The organism is Actinomadura sp. NTSP31, assembly GCF_041951385.1.
Lineage (GTDB): Bacteria > Actinomycetota > Actinomycetes > Streptosporangiales > Streptosporangiaceae > Spirillospora > Spirillospora napierensis.
This window is the reverse complement of record NZ_JBGNUT010000009.1, coordinates 28,397-45,088: the sequence shown is the minus strand read 5'-3', so window position 1 is coordinate 45,088 and position 16,692 is coordinate 28,397. Positions and strand designations below refer to the sequence as shown.

15 protein-coding genes are annotated in these 16,692 nt (G+C 74.1%); 9 read left to right on the top strand and 6 right to left on the bottom strand.

All coding sequences use genetic code 11. The features are described 5' to 3' along the window. The 6 genes from ACA514_RS17095 to ACA514_RS17070 all read left to right on the top strand — a co-directional run bounded on the left by ACA514_RS17095 (window position 1) and on the right by ACA514_RS17070 (window position 6,387). Complete coding sequence (locus ACA514_RS17095) at window positions 1-756, top strand: ATP-binding cassette domain-containing protein (protein WP_375042128.1); 756 nt, start codon at window positions 1-3, stop codon at window positions 754-756. Continuing rightward, a complete protein-coding gene (locus tag ACA514_RS17090; protein WP_375042127.1) occupies window positions 756-1,772 on the top strand; it encodes an ABC transporter permease in 1,017 nt (338 codons plus the stop codon). The genes ACA514_RS17095 and ACA514_RS17090 overlap by 1 nt, the downstream gene beginning before the upstream one ends. Then, on the top strand, window positions 1,769-2,830 hold the full coding sequence (locus tag ACA514_RS17085) for a phosphotriesterase (protein ID WP_375042126.1): 1,062 nt from the start codon (window positions 1,769-1,771) through the stop codon (window positions 2,828-2,830). The genes ACA514_RS17090 and ACA514_RS17085 overlap by 4 nt, the downstream gene beginning before the upstream one ends. A 58-nt stretch (window positions 2,831-2,888) precedes the next feature. After that, window positions 2,889-3,635: a glutamine amidotransferase gene (locus ACA514_RS17080; RefSeq protein ID WP_375042125.1), complete on the top strand. Its 747-nt coding sequence runs from the start codon at window positions 2,889-2,891 to the stop codon at window positions 3,633-3,635. Beyond that, entirely contained in the window at window positions 3,632-4,258 is a 627-nt protein-coding gene (locus tag ACA514_RS17075) for a TenA family protein (RefSeq protein WP_375042124.1), read from the top strand. The genes ACA514_RS17080 and ACA514_RS17075 overlap by 4 nt, the downstream gene beginning before the upstream one ends. 476 nt (window positions 4,259-4,734) lie before the next feature. Continuing rightward, complete coding sequence (locus ACA514_RS17070) at window positions 4,735-6,387, top strand: ABC transporter ATP-binding protein (protein WP_375042123.1); 1,653 nt, start codon at window positions 4,735-4,737, stop codon at window positions 6,385-6,387. Here the strand turns inward: ACA514_RS17070 and ACA514_RS17065 are convergent. From ACA514_RS17065 to ACA514_RS17045, 5 genes are all read right to left on the bottom strand, one after another. Further along, complete coding sequence (locus ACA514_RS17065; RefSeq protein ID WP_375042122.1) at window positions 6,326-7,735, bottom strand: ATP-binding protein; 1,410 nt, start codon at window positions 7,733-7,735, stop codon at window positions 6,326-6,328. The two genes, ACA514_RS17070 and ACA514_RS17065, sit on opposite strands and share 62 nt — an antisense overlap. Beyond that, window positions 7,732-8,448, bottom strand: a complete 717-nt coding sequence (locus ACA514_RS17060; RefSeq protein ID WP_375042121.1) for a response regulator transcription factor — start codon at window positions 8,446-8,448, stop codon at window positions 7,732-7,734. The genes ACA514_RS17065 and ACA514_RS17060 overlap by 4 nt, the downstream gene beginning before the upstream one ends. 79 nt (window positions 8,449-8,527) lie before the next feature. After that, the gene (locus ACA514_RS17055) at window positions 8,528-9,343 is read right to left on the bottom strand and encodes an IclR family transcriptional regulator (RefSeq protein ID WP_375042120.1); all 816 of its coding nucleotides are present in this window, start codon (window positions 9,341-9,343) and stop codon (window positions 8,528-8,530) included. A 53-nt stretch (window positions 9,344-9,396) separates the two neighbouring features. After that, complete coding sequence (locus ACA514_RS17050; RefSeq protein ID WP_375042119.1) at window positions 9,397-11,064, bottom strand: thiamine pyrophosphate-binding protein; 1,668 nt, start codon at window positions 11,062-11,064, stop codon at window positions 9,397-9,399. 18 nt (window positions 11,065-11,082) lie between these two features. Further along, window positions 11,083-11,838 carry an SDR family NAD(P)-dependent oxidoreductase gene (locus ACA514_RS17045; RefSeq protein ID WP_375042118.1) on the bottom strand — a complete coding sequence of 252 codons (756 nt, stop codon included), beginning with the start codon at window positions 11,836-11,838 and terminating at the stop codon, window positions 11,083-11,085. 102 nt (window positions 11,839-11,940) lie between these two features. Here ACA514_RS17045 and ACA514_RS17040 point away from each other — a divergent pair, with 102 nt between their 5' ends. Genes ACA514_RS17040 through ACA514_RS17030 form a run of 3 tightly spaced genes read left to right on the top strand, consistent with a single transcriptional unit; the run spans window position 11,941 to window position 15,594 of the window. Beyond that, window positions 11,941-13,014: an ABC transporter permease gene (locus tag ACA514_RS17040; protein ID WP_375042117.1), complete on the top strand. Its 1,074-nt coding sequence runs from the start codon at window positions 11,941-11,943 to the stop codon at window positions 13,012-13,014. Then, window positions 13,011-14,084, top strand: a complete 1,074-nt coding sequence (locus ACA514_RS17035; protein ID WP_375042116.1) for a sugar ABC transporter substrate-binding protein — start codon at window positions 13,011-13,013, stop codon at window positions 14,082-14,084. The genes ACA514_RS17040 and ACA514_RS17035 overlap by 4 nt, the downstream gene beginning before the upstream one ends. Window position 14,085: 1 nt before the next feature. Next, complete coding sequence (locus ACA514_RS17030; protein ID WP_375042115.1) at window positions 14,086-15,594, top strand: sugar ABC transporter ATP-binding protein; 1,509 nt, start codon at window positions 14,086-14,088, stop codon at window positions 15,592-15,594. A gap of 6 nt (window positions 15,595-15,600) precedes the next feature. On the opposite strand, the gene ACA514_RS17025 is transcribed toward ACA514_RS17030, so the two are convergent. Continuing rightward, entirely contained in the window at window positions 15,601-16,620 is a 1,020-nt protein-coding gene (locus ACA514_RS17025) for a TIGR03621 family F420-dependent LLM class oxidoreductase (RefSeq protein ID WP_375042114.1), read from the bottom strand. Window positions 16,621-16,692: the final 72 nt, after the last annotated feature.

The window sequence follows — 16,692 nt, the reverse complement described above, 5'->3', positions numbered from 1 at the left end:
ATGGGCGAGCAACCGCTGGTCACGCTGAAGGGCATCACCAAGTCGTTCGGCGCGGTGCAGTCGCTGCGCGGCGTCGACCTGACGCTGGCGCCCGGCGAGGTCCTCGGCCTCGTCGGCGACAACGGCGCCGGCAAGTCCACGCTGATGAAGGTGCTGGCCGGCGCGGTCCAGCACGACTCCGGACAGATCACGATCGACGGCCGGGAGGTGCGGTTCGCCAGCCCGGCGGACGCGCGCCGCGAGCGCATCGGCATCGTCTACCAGGACCTCGCGCTCTGCGACACCCTCGACGTCGCGAGCAACCTGTTCCTCGGCCGGGAACCGCGCAAGGGCCCGTTCATCGACCGGCGCGCCATGCACGAGAAGGCCGCCGAGACCCTGTCGGACCTGCACGTCCGGGTGAAGTCGACCTACCAGGAGATCGGGCACCTGTCCGGCGGGCAGCGGCAGGCCGTGGCGATCGCCCGCGCCGTGTCGTTCAAGCCGCGGGTGCTGATCCTGGACGAGCCGACCGCCGCGCTCGCGGTCGCCGAGGTCCGCCAGGTGCTCGCCATGATCAAGGACGTCGCGGCGCAGGGCGTCGGGGTCATCCTGATCACCCACCGGCTGCAGGACCTGTTCGAGGTCTGCGACCGCATCACCGTCATGTACGAGGGGCGCAGCGTCGAGGACGAGCCGGTGGCCGCGCTGGACATCGAGCGGCTCGTCGCCATGATCACCCGTTCCGGCACCGAGCACACCGAGGAGGTGGCCTGATGAGCGTGCAGGCCCCGCCCGCCCCGACCGTCCTGGCGAAGACCCCGAGCCGCTGGGAGCGCGCCAACAAGGCGACGCTGGCGATGCTCGGCGTCACCGTCGCGCTGTTCGTCGGCTTCGGCATCGGCGCCGACAACTTCCTGAGCTTCGACAACATGTCGAACCTCGCCACCCAGGTGGCGATCACCCTGATCGTCGCGGTGGCGATGACCTTCGTGATCACCACCGGGCAGATCGACCTGTCGGTGGGCTCCACGGTCGCGTTCGTCGCGGTCGGCACGGCGGAGATGCTGAAGGCCGGCTGGGACTCCTCGATCGTGATCGTCGCGGCCCTGGTGACCGGGCTGTTCTGGGGCGCCGTCAACGGCTGGCTGGCCGCCTACCAGCGGATCCCTCCGTTCATCGTCACGCTGGCGACGATGTCGGTGATCCGCGGACTCGCGCAGCTGTGGACCAAGGGGTTCTCCGTGCCGATCGACCGGCGGCTGTACGTCGCCAAGATCGGTGAGGCGAAGTTCCTCGGCTTCTCCGCGCTGGCGTGGATCGCGCTGGCCACCGTGGTGATCGGCGGGATCCTGCTGGCCCGGACCCGGTTCGGCAACTACGTCAACGGCATCGGCTCGCAGGAGGAGTCGGTGCGCCGCGCGGGCGTCAACACCGCCCGGATCAAGATGATCACCCTGATGCTGGCCGGGCTCGCCGCGGGCGTCGCCGGGCTGCTCACCGCGGCGCGGCTCGGCTCCGGCTCGGCCAACTCCGGGCAGGGCTTCGAGCTGACCGTGATCGCCGCGGTCGTGCTCGGCGGCACCGACCTGTTCGGCGGCCGCGGCACCATGATCGGCAGCATCATCGGCGCGGTGATCACCGGCGTGATCGCCAACGGGCTGACGCTGCTCGGGGTGAGCCCGTTCCTCACCCCGATCGTCACCGGCCTGGTGCTGCTCGCCGCGATCTGGCTGAACCTGCGCGGCCGCTCGATCTCCGAGCTGGGCGCCCGGCTGCTGGGACGGACATGACCGTCCCGCGGACCCGGCCGGGCACCGTGCCCGTGATGACGGTGGCCGGGCCCGTTCCCAGCGACGGGCTCGGGCTCACCCTGACCCACGAGCACCTGCGCAACGACGTCCGCAAGGCGGTGAAGCCGGCCACCGACCCGGCGCTGGCGTTCCTGCGCGACGCCCGGACGACGCCGGGCCTGGCGTGGCTGCTGCGCGAACGTCCCTACGACTGCCTCGACCACTGCACGCTCGACGACGACGCCGCGATGCTGTCGGACCTGCGGGCGTTCGCCGCGACGGGCGGCGGAACGGTCGTCGACGTCACGCCCGGCGGCCTCGGCCGCGACCCCGAGGTCCTGCGCTCGTTCGCCGAGCGCAGCGGTCTGCGGATCGTCATGGGCTCCGGCTGGTACCTGGAGCAGTACCACCCGGCGCACCTGGCGTCGGCCGGCGAGGAGCGGATGGCGGCCGAGCTGGTCGCCGAGTTCGCGGACGGCGTCGACGGCACGGGGGTCCGCCCCGGCGTGATCGGGGAGATCGGGGTGTCGCCCGACTTCACCCCGGCCGAGCACGTCGCGCTGCGCGCCGCCGCCCGCGCGCAGCGCGAGACCGGCGTCCCGCTGTACGTCCATCTGCCGGGCTGGCAGCGCCGCGCCCACGAGGTGCTCGACATCGTCCTGGACGGGTACGGCGTGCCGCCGGGCGCGGTGGTGCTGTGCCACATGGACCCGTCCGGCGGCGACCCCGGCTACCAGCACTCGGTCGCCGACCGGGGCGTGTGGCTGGAGTTCGACATGATCGGCATGCCGTTCCTGTATCCGGGCGAGGGGCAATCGCCCGCGCCGGACGAGACGGCCGGCGCCGTCGCCGGGCTGATCGCGCGCGGCCACGGCGGGCGCCTGCTGCTCAGCCATGACGTGTTCCTCAAGAGCATGCTCACCACCTACGGCGGCAACGGCTTCCAGTACGTGCCGGTGCTGTTCGCGCGGCGGCTGGCCGCGCTCGGCGTCGCCCCGGAGGCCGTCGACGGCCTCCTGCGCGGCAATCCGGCCCGGCTGTTCGAAGCCGCCGCCTGACCGCGGGCCGCCCGGCCCGCCGTCCCCACGAGTTCCCATCCAAGAGAGAGGATCGATAGTGAGCCGCGTCCTGATCGCCGGCGAGAGCTGGGTCACCCAGTCCACCCACATCAAGGGGGTGGACTCGTTCACCACCAGCTCGTACGTGACCGGTGTCGAGCCGCTGCGCCGCGCCCTGGAGAGCCGGGGCCACGAGGTCGAGCACATGCCCGCCCATCTGGTGCCGGCCGAGTTCCCCGGGGACGCGGACGCGCTCGGACGCTACGACGTGGTCGTGCTGTCCGACATCGGCGCGAACTCCATCCAGCTCGCCCCGGGAGTGTTCGAGCAGGCCGAGCCCGGTGCGGACCGGCTCGGCGCGCTGCGCGCCTGGGTCGCGGACGGCGGCGGGCTGCTGATGGTCGGCGGGTACCTGTCGTTCACCGGCTTCGAGGCCAAGGCCGCCTTCCGCAACACGGTGCTGCACGAAGTGCTGCCGGTCGAGCTGCTCCCCGAGGACGACCGCGTCGAACTGCCTGCGGGTGCGAACGCCGAGGTCACCGGCACCGACCACGCCGCGCTCGGCGGGGTGGCCGGCGACTGGCCCGCACTGCTCGGCTACAACCGGGTGCGCGCCCGGGAGAACACCGACGTCCTCGCCACGCTCAACGGCGATCCGCTGGTCGCCGTCGCGGGGTACGGGAAGGGACGGTCCGCGGTGTTCACCTCCGACTGCTCCCCGCACTGGGCGCCCCGGCCGTTCTGCGAGGAATGGGACGGCTACGCCCGCGTCTTCGGCGGCCTCGTCGAGTGGCTCGCGCAGTGACCCGTTCGCGGCGGCTCCTCGACGCCTGTTCCGCGACGATGGACCGGGCGCTGGCCATGCGGTTCGCCGAGGAGGTCGGCTCGGGGACCATCGGCACCCAGGAGTACGCCGACTACCTGGAGATCGAGGCGTCGTTCGTGGCGACGGCGGCCCGACTGCACGGCCTCGCCGTGTGGGACGCCCCGGACTGGACGGCGATGGAGCGCAACGCGCGGGCCGTCCACGCGCTGACCACCGAGCAGGCGGACTACTTCCGCGCCGCGCTCGCGGCCTGGCCGGTCCGGGCGCGTCCGGGCGTGGCCGAGCGCGCCCGCGTCCTGTCCGACTTCGCCCTCGCCGCGGCTCGCGAAGGCGGGTACGGGGCGGTGACGACCGTGCTCTTCGCGGCCGAGAGCCTGTATCTCGCCTGGTGCACCCGTGCCCGCCAGGAGGGCGGCGCACCGCCCGGCCCGATCGCCGACTGGGTCGCGCTGCACGCGAACGAGGCGTTCCGCGAGGGCGTGGACGCGCTGGCCCGGCAGGTCGACGCCCTCCCCGGGACCGTCCCCGACGACCTGCTCGTCCGCTGGTTCGGCGGGATGCTGGAGGCCGAGATCGCCTTCCACGACGCGGTCTACGCCTGACGGCGGGACCAGGCCCCCGGCGCGCCGCGCCGGGGGCTTCGCCGTCCCGGAATGGCGCTCAGCGTTCTCTTATCTTTCTCTTCGCCGCGATTCAGTCGGGCTTGTGAATGGTCATCGGATCGGCCCGTAAGTTCATTTCTGCAAGGCCGCGAACGCGGCGAGGAGAAACCGAAGGGAAGCCGAGATGAGCTTCAAGAAGATCGCTCCCAAGCCCCGCAAGCGCCCGGTCAAGCCGGTTCCGCCGAAGAAGAAGCACCGCCGCAAGCCCGCCCCGCGGACGCACGCCAAGTAACGGGCGACAGCTGAGCCGGGCGGGAGCCGGCGGGCGAGCGAGCGGACTCGCCCGGCCGGCTCCCGTCCTTTTTCGTGCGCGGGAACGCGCGGGAACGAGGGGAGGGGACGTGGCCCGCACATCGGTTTCCGAGGCCGCGCCCGTCGTGTCGGTTCGCACGACGTTTCGGCATTTCTGGCCGCTCATGCGCGGGGACCGGAGGCTGCTGCTGCTCGGCGGCGCCCTCGCGGTCGCGGCGGCGGCCTGCGAGGTGGCGGCGATCGCGCTGTTCGGCGTCATCACCGACCGGGCGCTGGCCGCCCGCGACCTGGCCGCCTTCTGGGCGCCGGCCGCCGGGTGGCTCGGCATCGCGCTGGTCGCCGCGCTGATGACCTTCGTGGGCGAGTACGCGACGGCGCTGGCGGGCGAGCGGTTCCTGCTGCGGCTGCGCGACCGCGTGTTCGCGCACGTCCAGACGCTGTCGCCGGAGTTCTTCGACCGGGGGCGGCTCGGGGACCTGATGGCCCGGCTGACCGACGACATCGAGGCGATCGAGGAGTTGGTGGCCTCCGGCCTGGTCCGGCTGGTGACCGCGGTCGTCAGCGCCGTGTTCTTCGTGTCCGCCGCGTTCGCCGTCCGGTGGGACCTGGCGCTCGTCGCGTGCGCGCTCGTCCCGGTCTTCCTGCTGGTGACCCGCGGGTTCACCGGACGGTTCCGGACGGCGGCCGGGCGCGAGCGGCGCAGCAACGGCGCGATGGCCGGCACCGTCGAGGAGAGCCTGTCGAACCAGCCGCTCGTCCAGGCCTACAACCGGCAGGAGGCGCAGGCGCGGCGGCTGCACGCCGAGGGCCGCACCTGGCTGGCGGCGAAGATGGCCGAGACCCGGCTGTCCAGCCTGTACGGGCCGCTGGTCGAGGTCGTCGAGACCGTGTGCGTGCTGGTCGTGCTCGGGGTCGGGGCGTGGGAGCTGCAGGCGCACCGGATCACCCTCGGCGGCCTGCTGGCGTTCGCCGCCTACCTCGGCTACCTGTACCCGAACGTGCAGGGCCTCGGCGAGATCGCGCTCACCGCGTCCGAGGCGGCGGCGGGCGCCGACCGCGTCCAGGAGGTGCTGCGGACCCAGCCCGCCGTCGTCGAGCATCCGGCGGCCCGGACGCGGGTCGCGCGGCGCGGGCGCATCGCCTTCGACCACGTCACCTTCCGCTATCCGGGCGCCGCACATCCCGTCATCGAGGACCTGTGCTTCCGCGCCGGGCCGGGAGAGCTGGTGATGCTGACCGGGCCGAGCGGCGCCGGGAAGTCGACGGTCACCAAGCTGCTGCTGCGCTTCTACGATCCCGAGTCCGGCGGCATCCGGCTGGACGGGATCCCACTGCGGGAGCTGTCGCTCGCCACCCTCCGCGACACCGTCACGGTGCTGCAGCAGGAGACGCTGATGTTCTCGGGAAGCGTCCGGGACAACATCGCCTACGGCCGGCCCGGCGCCACGGAAGCCGAGATCGTCGCCGCGGCGGTCGCCGCCGACGCCCACGACTTCGTCACCGCGCTCCCGGACGGCTACGACACCGAGATCGGGCAGCGGGGACGGCTGCTGTCGGGCGGCCAGCGGCAGCGGATCGGCATCGCCCGCGCCATGGTGCGGGACGCGCCCGTCCTCGTGCTGGACGAGCCCACCACCGGCCTCGACGCCCGGACGGCCCGCAACGTCCTCGGACCGCTGCGCCGGCTGATGGCCGGCCGGACGACCATCCTGATCACCCATGACCTGCACCTGGCGCCGGAGGCCGACCGGGTCGTCAGGCTCGGGCCGGCCGGTCCGCGGGCCCTTCCGGCGTTCCGGGAAGGCGCAGGCGCATGAGCGCGCCGCCCTCGGGGCGGTTGCACGCCGACACCGTGCCGCCGTGCTGCTCGGCGGTGTGCCGGACGATCGCCAGCCCGAGCCCGGAACCGGGCAGCGCCCGGGCCTCCGGGGCGCGGTAGAAGCGCTCGAACACGTGCGGGAGCGTCGCCTCGGGAATGCCGGGGCCCTCGTCGGCGACGAGCAGTTCCCCGCCGCGCAGGGCGATCCGGACGGTGCCGTCCGGCGGGCTGAACTTCACCGCGTTGTCCAGCAGGTTCGTGACCGCGCGGACGAGCGCCGGCTCCGAGCCGCGCACCAGCCACGGCTCCAGCCGCGTCTCGAACGTCGCCGCCGGCGCCCGCAGCCGGACCCGTTGCACCGCGAGCGGGACGACCCGGTCCAGCCGCACCTCGGTCCGGACCGCGGCCTGCTCGTCGTCGCGGGCCAGCTCGACCAGGTCCCCGACGAGGTTCGTCAGCTCCCGCAGCTGCGCCTTCACGTCGCCGAGGAGCGCGTCCATGCTGCCGTGCGGCAGGGTGCGCTCGGGATGGGCGCGGGCCTGGATCAGCAGGTCGATGTTGGTGCGCAGGCTGGTCAGCGGGGTGCGCAGCTCGTGCCCGGCGTCGGCGACGAGGCGCCGCTGCCGCTCCCGGGACCGGTTGAGCGCGGCGAGCATCGCGTTGAAGCCTCCCGCCAGCCGGCTGATCTCGTCGTCGCCCGACACCCGGATCGGCTCGGTGTTCAGGTCCTGGGTGCGGGCGATCGCGGCGACCGCCCGGGTGAGCCGGCGCACCGGCTGCAGCCCGGCGCCCGCCACCGCGATGCCCGCGCCGGCCGCCAGCACCGCCGCGCCCGCCCCGACCATGATCGTCATGTACTGGAAGCCGGTGACGGTCTCGTCGACCATCGTCAGCGAGCGGCCCAGCACGATCACCGTCCCGTCCTGCGCGCGCACGGTGATGACCCGCATGTGCACGCCGCCCGACTCGCCGTCCGCCAGCACGAACCGGGGACCGCCAGGCGAGGAGACCCGCTTCACCGCCGCCGCGTCGACCGGCGGCGGCGTCCGGGTGCCCGGCGGCGAGACCGTCCGGCCGTCCCGGACCGTCGCGACGCTCATGTCCAGCGCCGCGAGCAGGTCGCCGTCGTGCCGGTCGCCGGGACGGCCGTTCACGTTGTCCGCGAGCGTCTGCGCCTGGCCGATGAGGTTCTGGTCGATCTCGTTGCGCAGCCGCCCGGTGAACATCGTGAACGACACCACCGACGTCACCACGATCGCCGCGACGACCGTCCCGGCGGCCAGCAGCGCCACCCGCGCCCGCAGCGACAGCCCGTGCCACCGCCATCCGCGCGGACGCAGCCTCATACCGGGTCCTCGCGCAGCGCGTACCCGACGCCCCGCACCGTGTGGATCAGCCGGGACTCGCCGTGCTCCTCGGTCTTGCGGCGCAGGTAGCCGATGTAGACGTGCAGCGAGTTGGACGAGCGGCCGAAGTCGAAGCCCCACACCTCCTCGTGGATCCGGGCCCGCTCCAGCACCCGGCGCGGCGACCGCATCAGCAGCTCCAGCAGGTCGAACTCGGTGCGCGTCAGGCGCAGCGGGCGGTCGCCCCGCCGCACCTGCCGGGTGTCGACGTTCATCACCAGGTCCGCGAACCGCAGCACCTCGTCGCCGCCGGGCTCCGCGCCGAAGCCGCGCGAGCGGCGCAGCAGCGCGCGCAGCCGCGCCGTGAGCTCCTCCAGCTCGAACGGCTTGGCGATGTAGTCGTCGGCGCCCGCGTCGAGCCCGGCGATGCGGTCGTCCAGCCCGTCCCGCGCGGTCAGCAGCAGCACCGGGAGGTCGTCGCCGCGCCCGCGCAGCATCCGGCAGGTGCCGAGCCCGTCCAGGTTCGGCATCATCCAGTCCAGCACGACCGCGTCCGGGGCGGCCCGGTCGATCGCCTCCAGCGTCTCGAGCCCGTCCGCCGCGAGCTCCACCTCGTAGCCGTTGAAGCGCAGCACGCGCTCCAGCGCCGAACGCACCGCCGGATCGTCGTCGGCCACCAGGATCCGCGGTGCGCCCGCGTCCGCCTCCGTCATCTCGCCCCCTCGCTCCGTCGTCGCCACCACTGTGCGCCACGGACTCTGAGCGGACCGTGAGAGGACGCTTAGACGCCCCTCAGGACGTTCTTAACCGCGGCAGCGGCGGCGGGCCCGCGCCGTCGCGGGCCAGTTCGCGCGACAGCGACAGCGCGGCGGTCCGGACGGCCGGGGCGAGGCGGTCCAGGTCGAGCCGGCACACGTTGCCGGTGATGGAGAGGGCGGCGATCACCCGGCGGTGGCGGTCGAGGATGGGCGCGGCGACGGCGGACACCCCCGCCTCCGACTCCTCCCGGTTCACCGCGTAGCCGCGGTCGGCGGTGCGGGCCAGCTCCCGCCGCAGCAGCCCCGGCATGACGATGGTGTGCGGGGTGTGGCGGGCGAGCCCGGCCGCCAGCACCCGGTCCAGCCGCTCCCGCGGCCCGAGCGCGAGGAAGAGCTTGCCGGTCGCGGTGCAGTACGCGGGCAGCCGGCCGCCCACCCGGGAGATGATCGGCATGGACCGGTGGCCGCTGACCTTCTCCAGGAACAGCGTGTCGATCCCGTCCAGGACGGCGAGGTGGATGTTCTCGTGCGTCGCCTCGTACAGGTCCTCCATGTGGGGCAGCGCGGCTTCACGGAACCCGCGGGGCCGGGGCGCCCGCTGGCCCAGCACGAACAGCCGCATGCTCAGCCGGTAGCCGGCCGCGGTCCGCTCGACGCCGCCCCACCGCACCAGCTCGGCCAGCAGCCGGTGCGCGGTCGGCTTGGGCAGCCCCGTGCGCGCGGCCAGCTCGGTCAGCGTCAGCTCGGTGTCGGCGGAGCCGAAGGCGTCCAGCAGGCTGAGGCCGCGCGCCAGCACCGACCTCGGCGGCCCCGGCTCCGGCGGGTCGGTTCCGGGGGCGGGTGCGTCCATGTCCCGATCGTCACCGTGATCGCGCGTCCCGGCAAGGGGCCGCGGCGCGCCGTTCACCGCGAGCCCGGAGGCCGGCCGCCGGACGAGGAGGCGTGCCCGGCGACCGGGGCCTCGATCAGCAGCGGCGCCTCCAGGTCCTTCACCGCGGCGACCGCCTCCGCCAGCTCCGCCGCCGACCCGGCGCGCACCGAGGCGATGCCGAACAGCCGCGCCGCCGCCTGCCAGTCCAGCGCCGGCGGCGCGAGGTCCATGCCGACGTAGCGGCCGTGCTCGGCGGACGCGCCGCCGCTCTCGTCGAGGGTCTCCTTGAGGGTGCGGTACTCGCCGTTGTCCATCACGGCGAACGCGACCGGGACCCGGTAGCGGGCGGCGCTCCACAGGCCCTGCACGCCGAACATCGCGCAGCCGTCCCCGAGCACCGCGACCACCGGGCGATCGCCGCAGCCCATCCGGGTGCCGATGGCCGCGCCGATGCCCCAGCCGAGCCCGCCGCCCACCGTGTGCACGTACGAGCCCGGCCGGTCCTGTCGCAGCACGGCGCGCAGCTTCAACCCGGTCGTGATCGCCTCCTCCACCACGATCGCGTCATCGGGCAGCGCGGCGGCGACCGCGTGCGCGGCGGCGCCCGGGTCCATCGGCGCGGGCCCGTAGGCGGCGACCGCCCGGTCCTCCGTCTCCGCGCGGGCGCGGGCGTGCGCGGCGCCGAGCCGTTCGATCCGCTCCCGCGCGGACGGCACCCGGCCGTCCAGCGCGGCGGCGAGCGCGCGCAGCGTCCCGGCGAGGTCCCCGGTCAGGCCGTGCCGGACGGCGAAGTTGCGGCCGATCTCCGCCGGGTCCGCGTCGATCTGCACGATCGCGAGACCGTCCGGGACCGCCGGCCCGGGCGTGTAGTGGTGCGGCATGAACGCGTGGCATCCGGCGATCAGCGCGGCGTCGTGCGCGGCGAGCGTCTCCCGGACGACCGCGTTGCGCGGCGGCAGCATCCCCGCGTACAGCGGATGGCCGGTGGGGAAGTCGACGCCGTCGTTCATCGGCTGGTGGTGGACGGCCGCGCCGAGCCGCTCGGCGACCGCGACCAGCTCCGCCACGGCGCCCGCCCGCCCCACCCCGTCGCCGGCGACCACGACGGGACGCTCGGCCGCCGCGAGCAGCGCCGCCGCGTCCGCGACGTCCGCCGGTCCCGGGCCGGTCACGGGGGAGCGGGCCGGGACCGCGACGTCGCGGTCCTCCTCCAGCAGGTCCATCGGTACCGACACCAGCACCGGACCCGCCGGCGGGCGCGCCGCGAGCGCGAACGCGCGCCGCAGCACGATCGGCAGGTCCCGGGCGTGCTGCACCTCGACCGCCCACTTCGTCGCCGCCGACGCCAGCCCCACCAGATCGCCCGACAGCATCGGGTCCTGGACGAGGTGCCGGCGGTCCTGCTGGCCCGCGACCACCACCATCGGGGTCCGCGACCGCAGCGCGTTCAGCATCCCGATCAGCCCGTTCGCGACGCCCGCCGCGACGTGCAGGCTGACCATCGACGTGCGGCGCGCGGCGCGGGCGTGCCCGTCCGCCATCGCGACCACCGACGCCTCCTGCAACCCCAGCACGTACTGCAGGTCGGGCGCCTCGACTAGCGCGTCCATCAGCGGCAGCTCGGTGGTGCCGGGATTTCCGAAGATGCGCGTGACGCCCTCGTCCCGCGCGATCTCCAGCAGCGCCTCGATCGGCCTCATGCCGTGCCTTCCTGGATGTCAGTGCTTGGCGGAGCCGCCGTCGACGTTGATGGTCTGCCCGGTGAGGAAGCCGCTGCCCTCGTCCACCACGTACAGCAGCGTGGAGACCAGGTCGCGCGGCTCCTCGACCGCCGGGACCACCTGCAGGCTCCGGACCCGCTCGAAGCCGCCGTCCGCGCCCGTCGTGCGGGCGGCGGTCGCGGTGCGGGTGAGGCCGGGCGCGATCGCGTTCACGGTGATCCCGTCGGACCCGACCGCGCTCGCCAGCGCCCGCGTGAAGCCGACCAGACCCGCCTTGGACGTGGTGTAGGCGACCAGGTCGGGCGGGCCGAGGAACACCACGGCCGAGACGATGTTCACGATCCGGCCCCATCCGGCCGAGCGCAGATGGGGAAGCGCGGCGCGCGACACCAGGAACGGGCCGTCCAGGTTCACCCGCATGATCCGGCGCCAGTCCTCCAGCGTCGTCTTCTCGAACGGGATCGGCGGATAGATCCCGGCGTTGTTGACCACGATGTGCAGGGCGCCGAACCGGGCGGCGGCCTCCTCCACCGCCGCCTCCACCTCGTCCGGGTCGGTCACGTCCGCGCGGACCGGAAGGAAGCGGTCGCCCGGGACGCGGTCCGCGGTGTCCGACATATCGGCCAGGTCCAACCCCGCGACCCGGTGCCCGCGCGCGGCGAGCGCGATGGCGAACTCCCGGCCCAGCCTGCCCGCGGCGCCGGTGACGAGCGCGACCCGCGGCGTTCCGTTCGACGACGGCGTCTCGGTCATGGACGGCAGCGTGCGCCACCGCGGCGACCCCGACAAGGCGGCGTTTTCACTCACCGAAACGGCGTCCTTGTCGCGGGGAGCGGCCGGTCACATGCTCGCCGCATGTCAGTTCCACGGCCCTCGGCCACCGCGCCGACGGCGAACGAAGACGACGAGGCCGGCGCCCGGCGCCGGACGCGCCGCCCGGTCCCGGACGAGGCCGGCGTCGTCGGCGTGCTGGTCCTGCTGGTGCTCGGCGTCGGGCTGTTCGAGCCGGACTTCCTGCGCACCGGCAACCTGCTCACGACCGCGCACAACTCGGTCTACGTCGGGCTGATGGCGCTCGGCATGGTGTTCGCGCTGGCGATGCGGGAGGTCGACCTGTCGGTCGGCGGGATGTACGCGATGGGCGTCGTCGTCGGCGCGCTGCTGATCCGCGACGGCTGGAACACCTGGCTGTCGGCGCTGGCCGTGCTGGCGCTGTCGGCGCTGGTCGGGGCGCTCAACGGCGCGGTGACGACGTACCTGCGGCTGCCGTCGTTCATCGTCACGCTCGCCACCGCGATGCTGCTGCGCGGCGTGGGGCTGGCGCTCGCCGAGGGCAAGCAGATCACCGACCTGCCGCAGGGCGACGCGCTGTTCCGCGTCCTCGGCGGCGGCGAGCTGCTCGGCGTGCCGAACGCGGTGTGGGTGTTCGTGCTCGCCGTCGTGGTGCTGAGCGTGCTGTTCACCCGGACGAGGTTCGGTGCGCGGGTCAGGGCGATCGGCTCCAACCCGGAGGCCGCCGAGTTCGGCGGACTGCCCGTCACGCGGACGCGGATCGCGGCGCTGGCGCTGTCCGGGCTCATGGCGGGACTGGCGGCGGTGCTGGCGCTGGCGTTCTTCATCGCCGGCGACCCCACGATCGGGCAGGGCTACGAGCTCACCGCCATCGCCGCGGCCATCATCGGCGGCACCCCGCTGAAGGGCGGCACCGGCTCCGTCCTCGGTGCCGCGGCGGGCACGCTCATCCTCGGCGCCGTCACCGCGGCGCTGGTGTTCTTCGAGGTCCCCATCAACTGGACGACCTTCGCGACCGGCGGCGTCATCCTCGTCGCCGTCGGCGCCGCGCCGCTGCTGCGCCGCGTCCGTGCCCTGCGCCGCGTCCACGACCCGAGCGGTGTCCGCGACCCGCGCCCACCTGGGAGGAACCCATGATCCCGCGTCCCCGCGGACCGCTCGCCGCCGCCGCGGCGCTGCTGCTCGGCGCCGCTCTGACCACCGCGTCCTGCGGCGACGGCGGGTCGGGCGGCAAGAGCGGCCGGCTGAAGATGGGCATCGCCGTCGCCAACTACAGCCTCAACTTCGCCCGCGAGATGTACGAGGGCGCCACCGAGGCGTCCAAGCGCGCCGGGAACGTCGACTTCAAGGTCGTCGGCCCGCCCAACACCGACGGGCCCGCCGAGCAGCAGCTGTTCCAGAACCTCACCGTCACCCACCCGGACGGGATCGTCCTGGAGAACCTCGACCCGCCGATCTTCACCCGCCCGGCGGCGCAGGCCGTCGGCAAGGGCATCCCGATCGTCGCGCTGGACACCGCCCCCACCGACGGGAGCAAGGTCGGCTTCTACGTCGGCAACGACAACTACGAACTCGGCGGGCTGCTCGCGCAGGCCACGGTGAAGAAGCTCGGCAAGGACGCCAGGGGCACCGTCGTCATCGGCGTCCCGAACCCGGGCACCCCGGTCCTCGACAGCCGTGCGAAGGGCATCGAGGACACCCTCGCGCAGCAGGCCCCGGGCATCCGCGTCCTCGGCCCGTTCCAGACCTACAGCGACCCGGCGCAGAGCTACGGCGCCTGGCAGGCGCAGGTGAACGCCCACCCCGACGCGCTGGCGTTCCTCGGCGTCGGCGACGCCGACAGCTACAACCTCGCCCGCCTCAAGGAGCAGCGGCACGGCGCATACCTGACCGCGGGCTTCGACGTCGACCCGAAGACGCTGGACGCCATCAAGCGCGGCACCAACTTCGCCGGCATCGACCCCGAGCACTACCTGAAGGGCTACCTCGCGACCGCGCTGCTGATCAAGGCGGTCCGCGACGGCGAGGGCAAGCTGCCGTCCGGCTGGTTCAAGACGCCCGGCCTGGTGATGGACTCCGGCAACATCGACGAGATCCGCCAGCGGCAGCAGTCGGTGCGGAACGCCTACGCCTGGTACAAGCCGCAGCTGGACAGGCTGCTCGCGGACCCGACCGCGAGCATCCGGCCGCTCAAGGAGGCCCGCTGACATGCTCGTCGCCTCCGGCCTGGTCAAGCACTACGGCGGCGTCACCGCGCTGGACGGCGTCGGCATCACCCTGGACGCGGGGGAGGTGCACGCGCTCGTCGGCGAGAACGGCGCGGGCAAGTCCACCCTCGTGAAGATCATCTCCGGGGTGGTGCGGCCCGAGGGCGGCACCATCGAACTGGACGGCGCGCCGGTCCGGTTCTCGGACGCCCGGCAGGCCGCCGCGCAGGGCGTCGCGATCGTCTCGCAGGAGCTGATGACCTACGACGAGCTGACCGTGCTGGAGAACCTCTTCCCCTACGGCGCGCCCCGCCGCCGCGGCCTGGTCAGCACCCGCGAGATGCGGCGGCTCGCCCGGCCCGTCCTGGACGAGCTCGGCATCGACCCGCCGCCGCACGCCAGGGCCGGGGACCTGCCGCTCGCCGACCGGCAGCTGCTGGAGATCTCCCGCGCGCTCCTGCAGGAGCCGCGGGTGCTGATCCTGGACGAGCCGACCTCCGCGCTGCCCCGGGCCGCCGCCGCCCGGCTCGCCGACGTCACCTGGCGCCTCGCCGAGCGCGGCCTGGCCGTCCTCTACATCTCGCATTTCCTGGAGGAGGTCATGCGGATCGCGACGCGGGTGACCGTGCTGCGCGACGGACGCGTCGTGCTGCCGGGCGCCGAGGCCGCGGACGTCGACCTGGACTCCCTGGTCACCGCGATGCTCGGCCGGCCTCCGGGTGGCCCGGCCGGACCCGCCCCCGTACCCGCCGCCGCCCCGCGCCGCCCCGGCGGGGCGGCGGTCTCCCTCACCGGAGTCACCGTGCCCGGCCGGCTGCGGGACGTCTCGCTGACGGCGGCGGGCGGCGAGATCGTCGGGCTGGCCGGGCTGCAGGGCGCCGGCCATCTCGCGGTCCTGGACGCCGTGTGCGGGCGCGCCCGCCCGTCGTCGGGCTCCGTGCGGCTGCCGGACGGGCGGTCGCCCCGGTCGGCGCGGCACGCCGTCATGGCGGGCGTCGCCTACATCTCCGGCGACCGCAAGGGCCGCGGGCTGATGCTCGACAAGGCGCTGTGGGAGAACGTCACGTCGGTGAGCTGGCTCGGCCAGGGACGCGGCGGCTTCCTGCCCCGCCGCTCCCGCCTCGTCGACCGGTCCCGCGGCCACCTGGAACGGCTGCGCGTCCGCGGCGACGCGCGCGCCCGCGCGGGCGACCTGTCGGGCGGCAACCAGCAGAAGGCCGTCCTCGCCAAATGGCTGGACGCCGACCCGTCCGTCCTGGCGCTGGACGATCCGACGCGCGGTGTCGACGTCGGCGCCCGCGCCGAACTGCACGGCATCGTGCGGGACCTCGCCGCGAAGGGGAAGGTGGTGCTGATCGCGTCCTCGGACTTGGCCGAGCTGGTCGAGCTCTGCCATCGCGTCGTGGTGTTCCAGCACGGCCGCGTCGTCGGGTCGCTGAGCGGCGGCCGGCTCACCGAGCCGGAGCTGAGCCTCGCCATGAACGCGGGGTTCGCCGGCTCCGCGCGCTGACGCGCCTCACGCCAGGTGCGCGATGACGGGCGCGAAGGCGTCCATGGCCGCGTCGGGCACCTGGTAGTAGGTGAAGCCGTAGCGGTCGCGCCGGGCGAGCATCTGCTCGGCGATGTGCTCGGGCGGCCCGACGAACTGCGACGGCATCTCCAGCACCAGGTCGGTGGACGCGGTGCCCCAGCCGCGCGTGACCGCGACCTTGGCGGCGGCGCGGCGCGGGTCCGGCCCGAACGTGGGCGTCACCAGCATGCTCAGCTCGACGTCGCGCCCGGCGGCGGCCTCCCGCACCCAGCCGACCTTGCGCTCGATGGCGTCCGGGAGCCGCTCGGTGATCTCCTCGGAGATCGTCCCGTCGGGCAGGGCGCGCGGCAGGATCCCGACGGTGTCGGCGAGCCGCCCGGCGATGCCGAGCATGCGGCGGCTGCCCGCGCCGACCGCGAGGGGCGGGCGGCGCTCCGGACGCGGGAAGACCGTCAGGCCGTCGACCCGGTAGTGCTCTCCCGCGAAGGTCGTCTTGTCGCCCGACAGCAGGCTCCGCAGGATCCGCAGCGACTCCTCCAGGCGGCCCACCCGCACGCCCGCGGCCTCGAACGGCATCCCGGCGGACTCGTACTCCTCGCGGAGCCATCCGGCGCCGACGCCCAGCTCGAAGCGGCCGCCCGACAGATGGTCGAGCGTGGCCGCCTCCTTCGCCAGCATCACCGGATGCCGGTAGTCGTTGCAGAGCACCATCGTGCCGACCCGTAGCGTGCTCGTCGCGGCGGCGGCCGACGCGAGCGCGACCATCGGGGCGAGCTGGTCGCCGAACGGCTCGGCCGCGAAGTGGTCGCGCAGGACCAGCGCCGAGTACCCGAGGTCCTCGGCGCGCCGCGCCGTCGCCGCCAGCTCCGCCCCGGAGCGGATCGACTCCCCGACCACACCGAAACGGAACGCGCGGCGGGCCCGGCCGGTGCGGGCCGGAGCCGTGCGGGCCTGATCCGTACCGGCCTGATCCGTACGGCCCTGTCCCGTGCGTGCTTCGTCCATGACCCGAGCATGCCGTGCGCGTGGACCGCTCCGCTGGCAGGAAAACGACACCCGGCTTCGACTTGGTCAACA

Excerpts from the sequence above, each read along its gene's own strand:
- ACA514_RS17050 (WP_375042119.1), bottom strand. The coding sequence starts at position 11,064 with ATGAGGCCGATCGAGGCGCTGCTGGAGATCGCGCGGGACGAGGGCGTC.
- ACA514_RS17065 (WP_375042122.1), bottom strand. The coding sequence starts at position 7,735 with ATGAGGCTGCGTCCGCGCGGATGGCGGTGGCACGGGCTGTCGCTGCGG.
- ACA514_RS17055 (WP_375042120.1), bottom strand. The coding sequence starts at position 9,343 with ATGGACGCACCCGCCCCCGGAACCGACCCGCCGGAGCCGGGGCCGCCG.
- ACA514_RS17060 (WP_375042121.1), bottom strand. The coding sequence starts at position 8,448 with ATGACGGAGGCGGACGCGGGCGCACCGCGGATCCTGGTGGCCGACGAC.
- ACA514_RS17025 (WP_375042114.1), bottom strand. The coding sequence starts at position 16,620 with ATGGACGAAGCACGCACGGGACAGGGCCGTACGGATCAGGCCGGTACG.
- ACA514_RS17090 (WP_375042127.1), top strand. The coding sequence starts at position 756 with ATGAGCGTGCAGGCCCCGCCCGCCCCGACCGTCCTGGCGAAGACCCCG.
- ACA514_RS17095 (WP_375042128.1), top strand. The coding sequence starts at position 1 with ATGGGCGAGCAACCGCTGGTCACGCTGAAGGGCATCACCAAGTCGTTC.
- ACA514_RS17045 (WP_375042118.1), bottom strand. The coding sequence starts at position 11,838 with ATGACCGAGACGCCGTCGTCGAACGGAACGCCGCGGGTCGCGCTCGTC.
- ACA514_RS17040 (WP_375042117.1), top strand. The coding sequence starts at position 11,941 with ATGTCAGTTCCACGGCCCTCGGCCACCGCGCCGACGGCGAACGAAGAC.
- ACA514_RS17035 (WP_375042116.1), top strand. The coding sequence starts at position 13,011 with ATGATCCCGCGTCCCCGCGGACCGCTCGCCGCCGCCGCGGCGCTGCTG.
- ACA514_RS17085 (WP_375042126.1), top strand. The coding sequence starts at position 1,769 with ATGACCGTCCCGCGGACCCGGCCGGGCACCGTGCCCGTGATGACGGTG.
- ACA514_RS17030 (WP_375042115.1), top strand. The coding sequence starts at position 14,086 with ATGCTCGTCGCCTCCGGCCTGGTCAAGCACTACGGCGGCGTCACCGCG.
- ACA514_RS17070 (WP_375042123.1), top strand. The coding sequence starts at position 4,735 with ATGCGCGGGGACCGGAGGCTGCTGCTGCTCGGCGGCGCCCTCGCGGTC.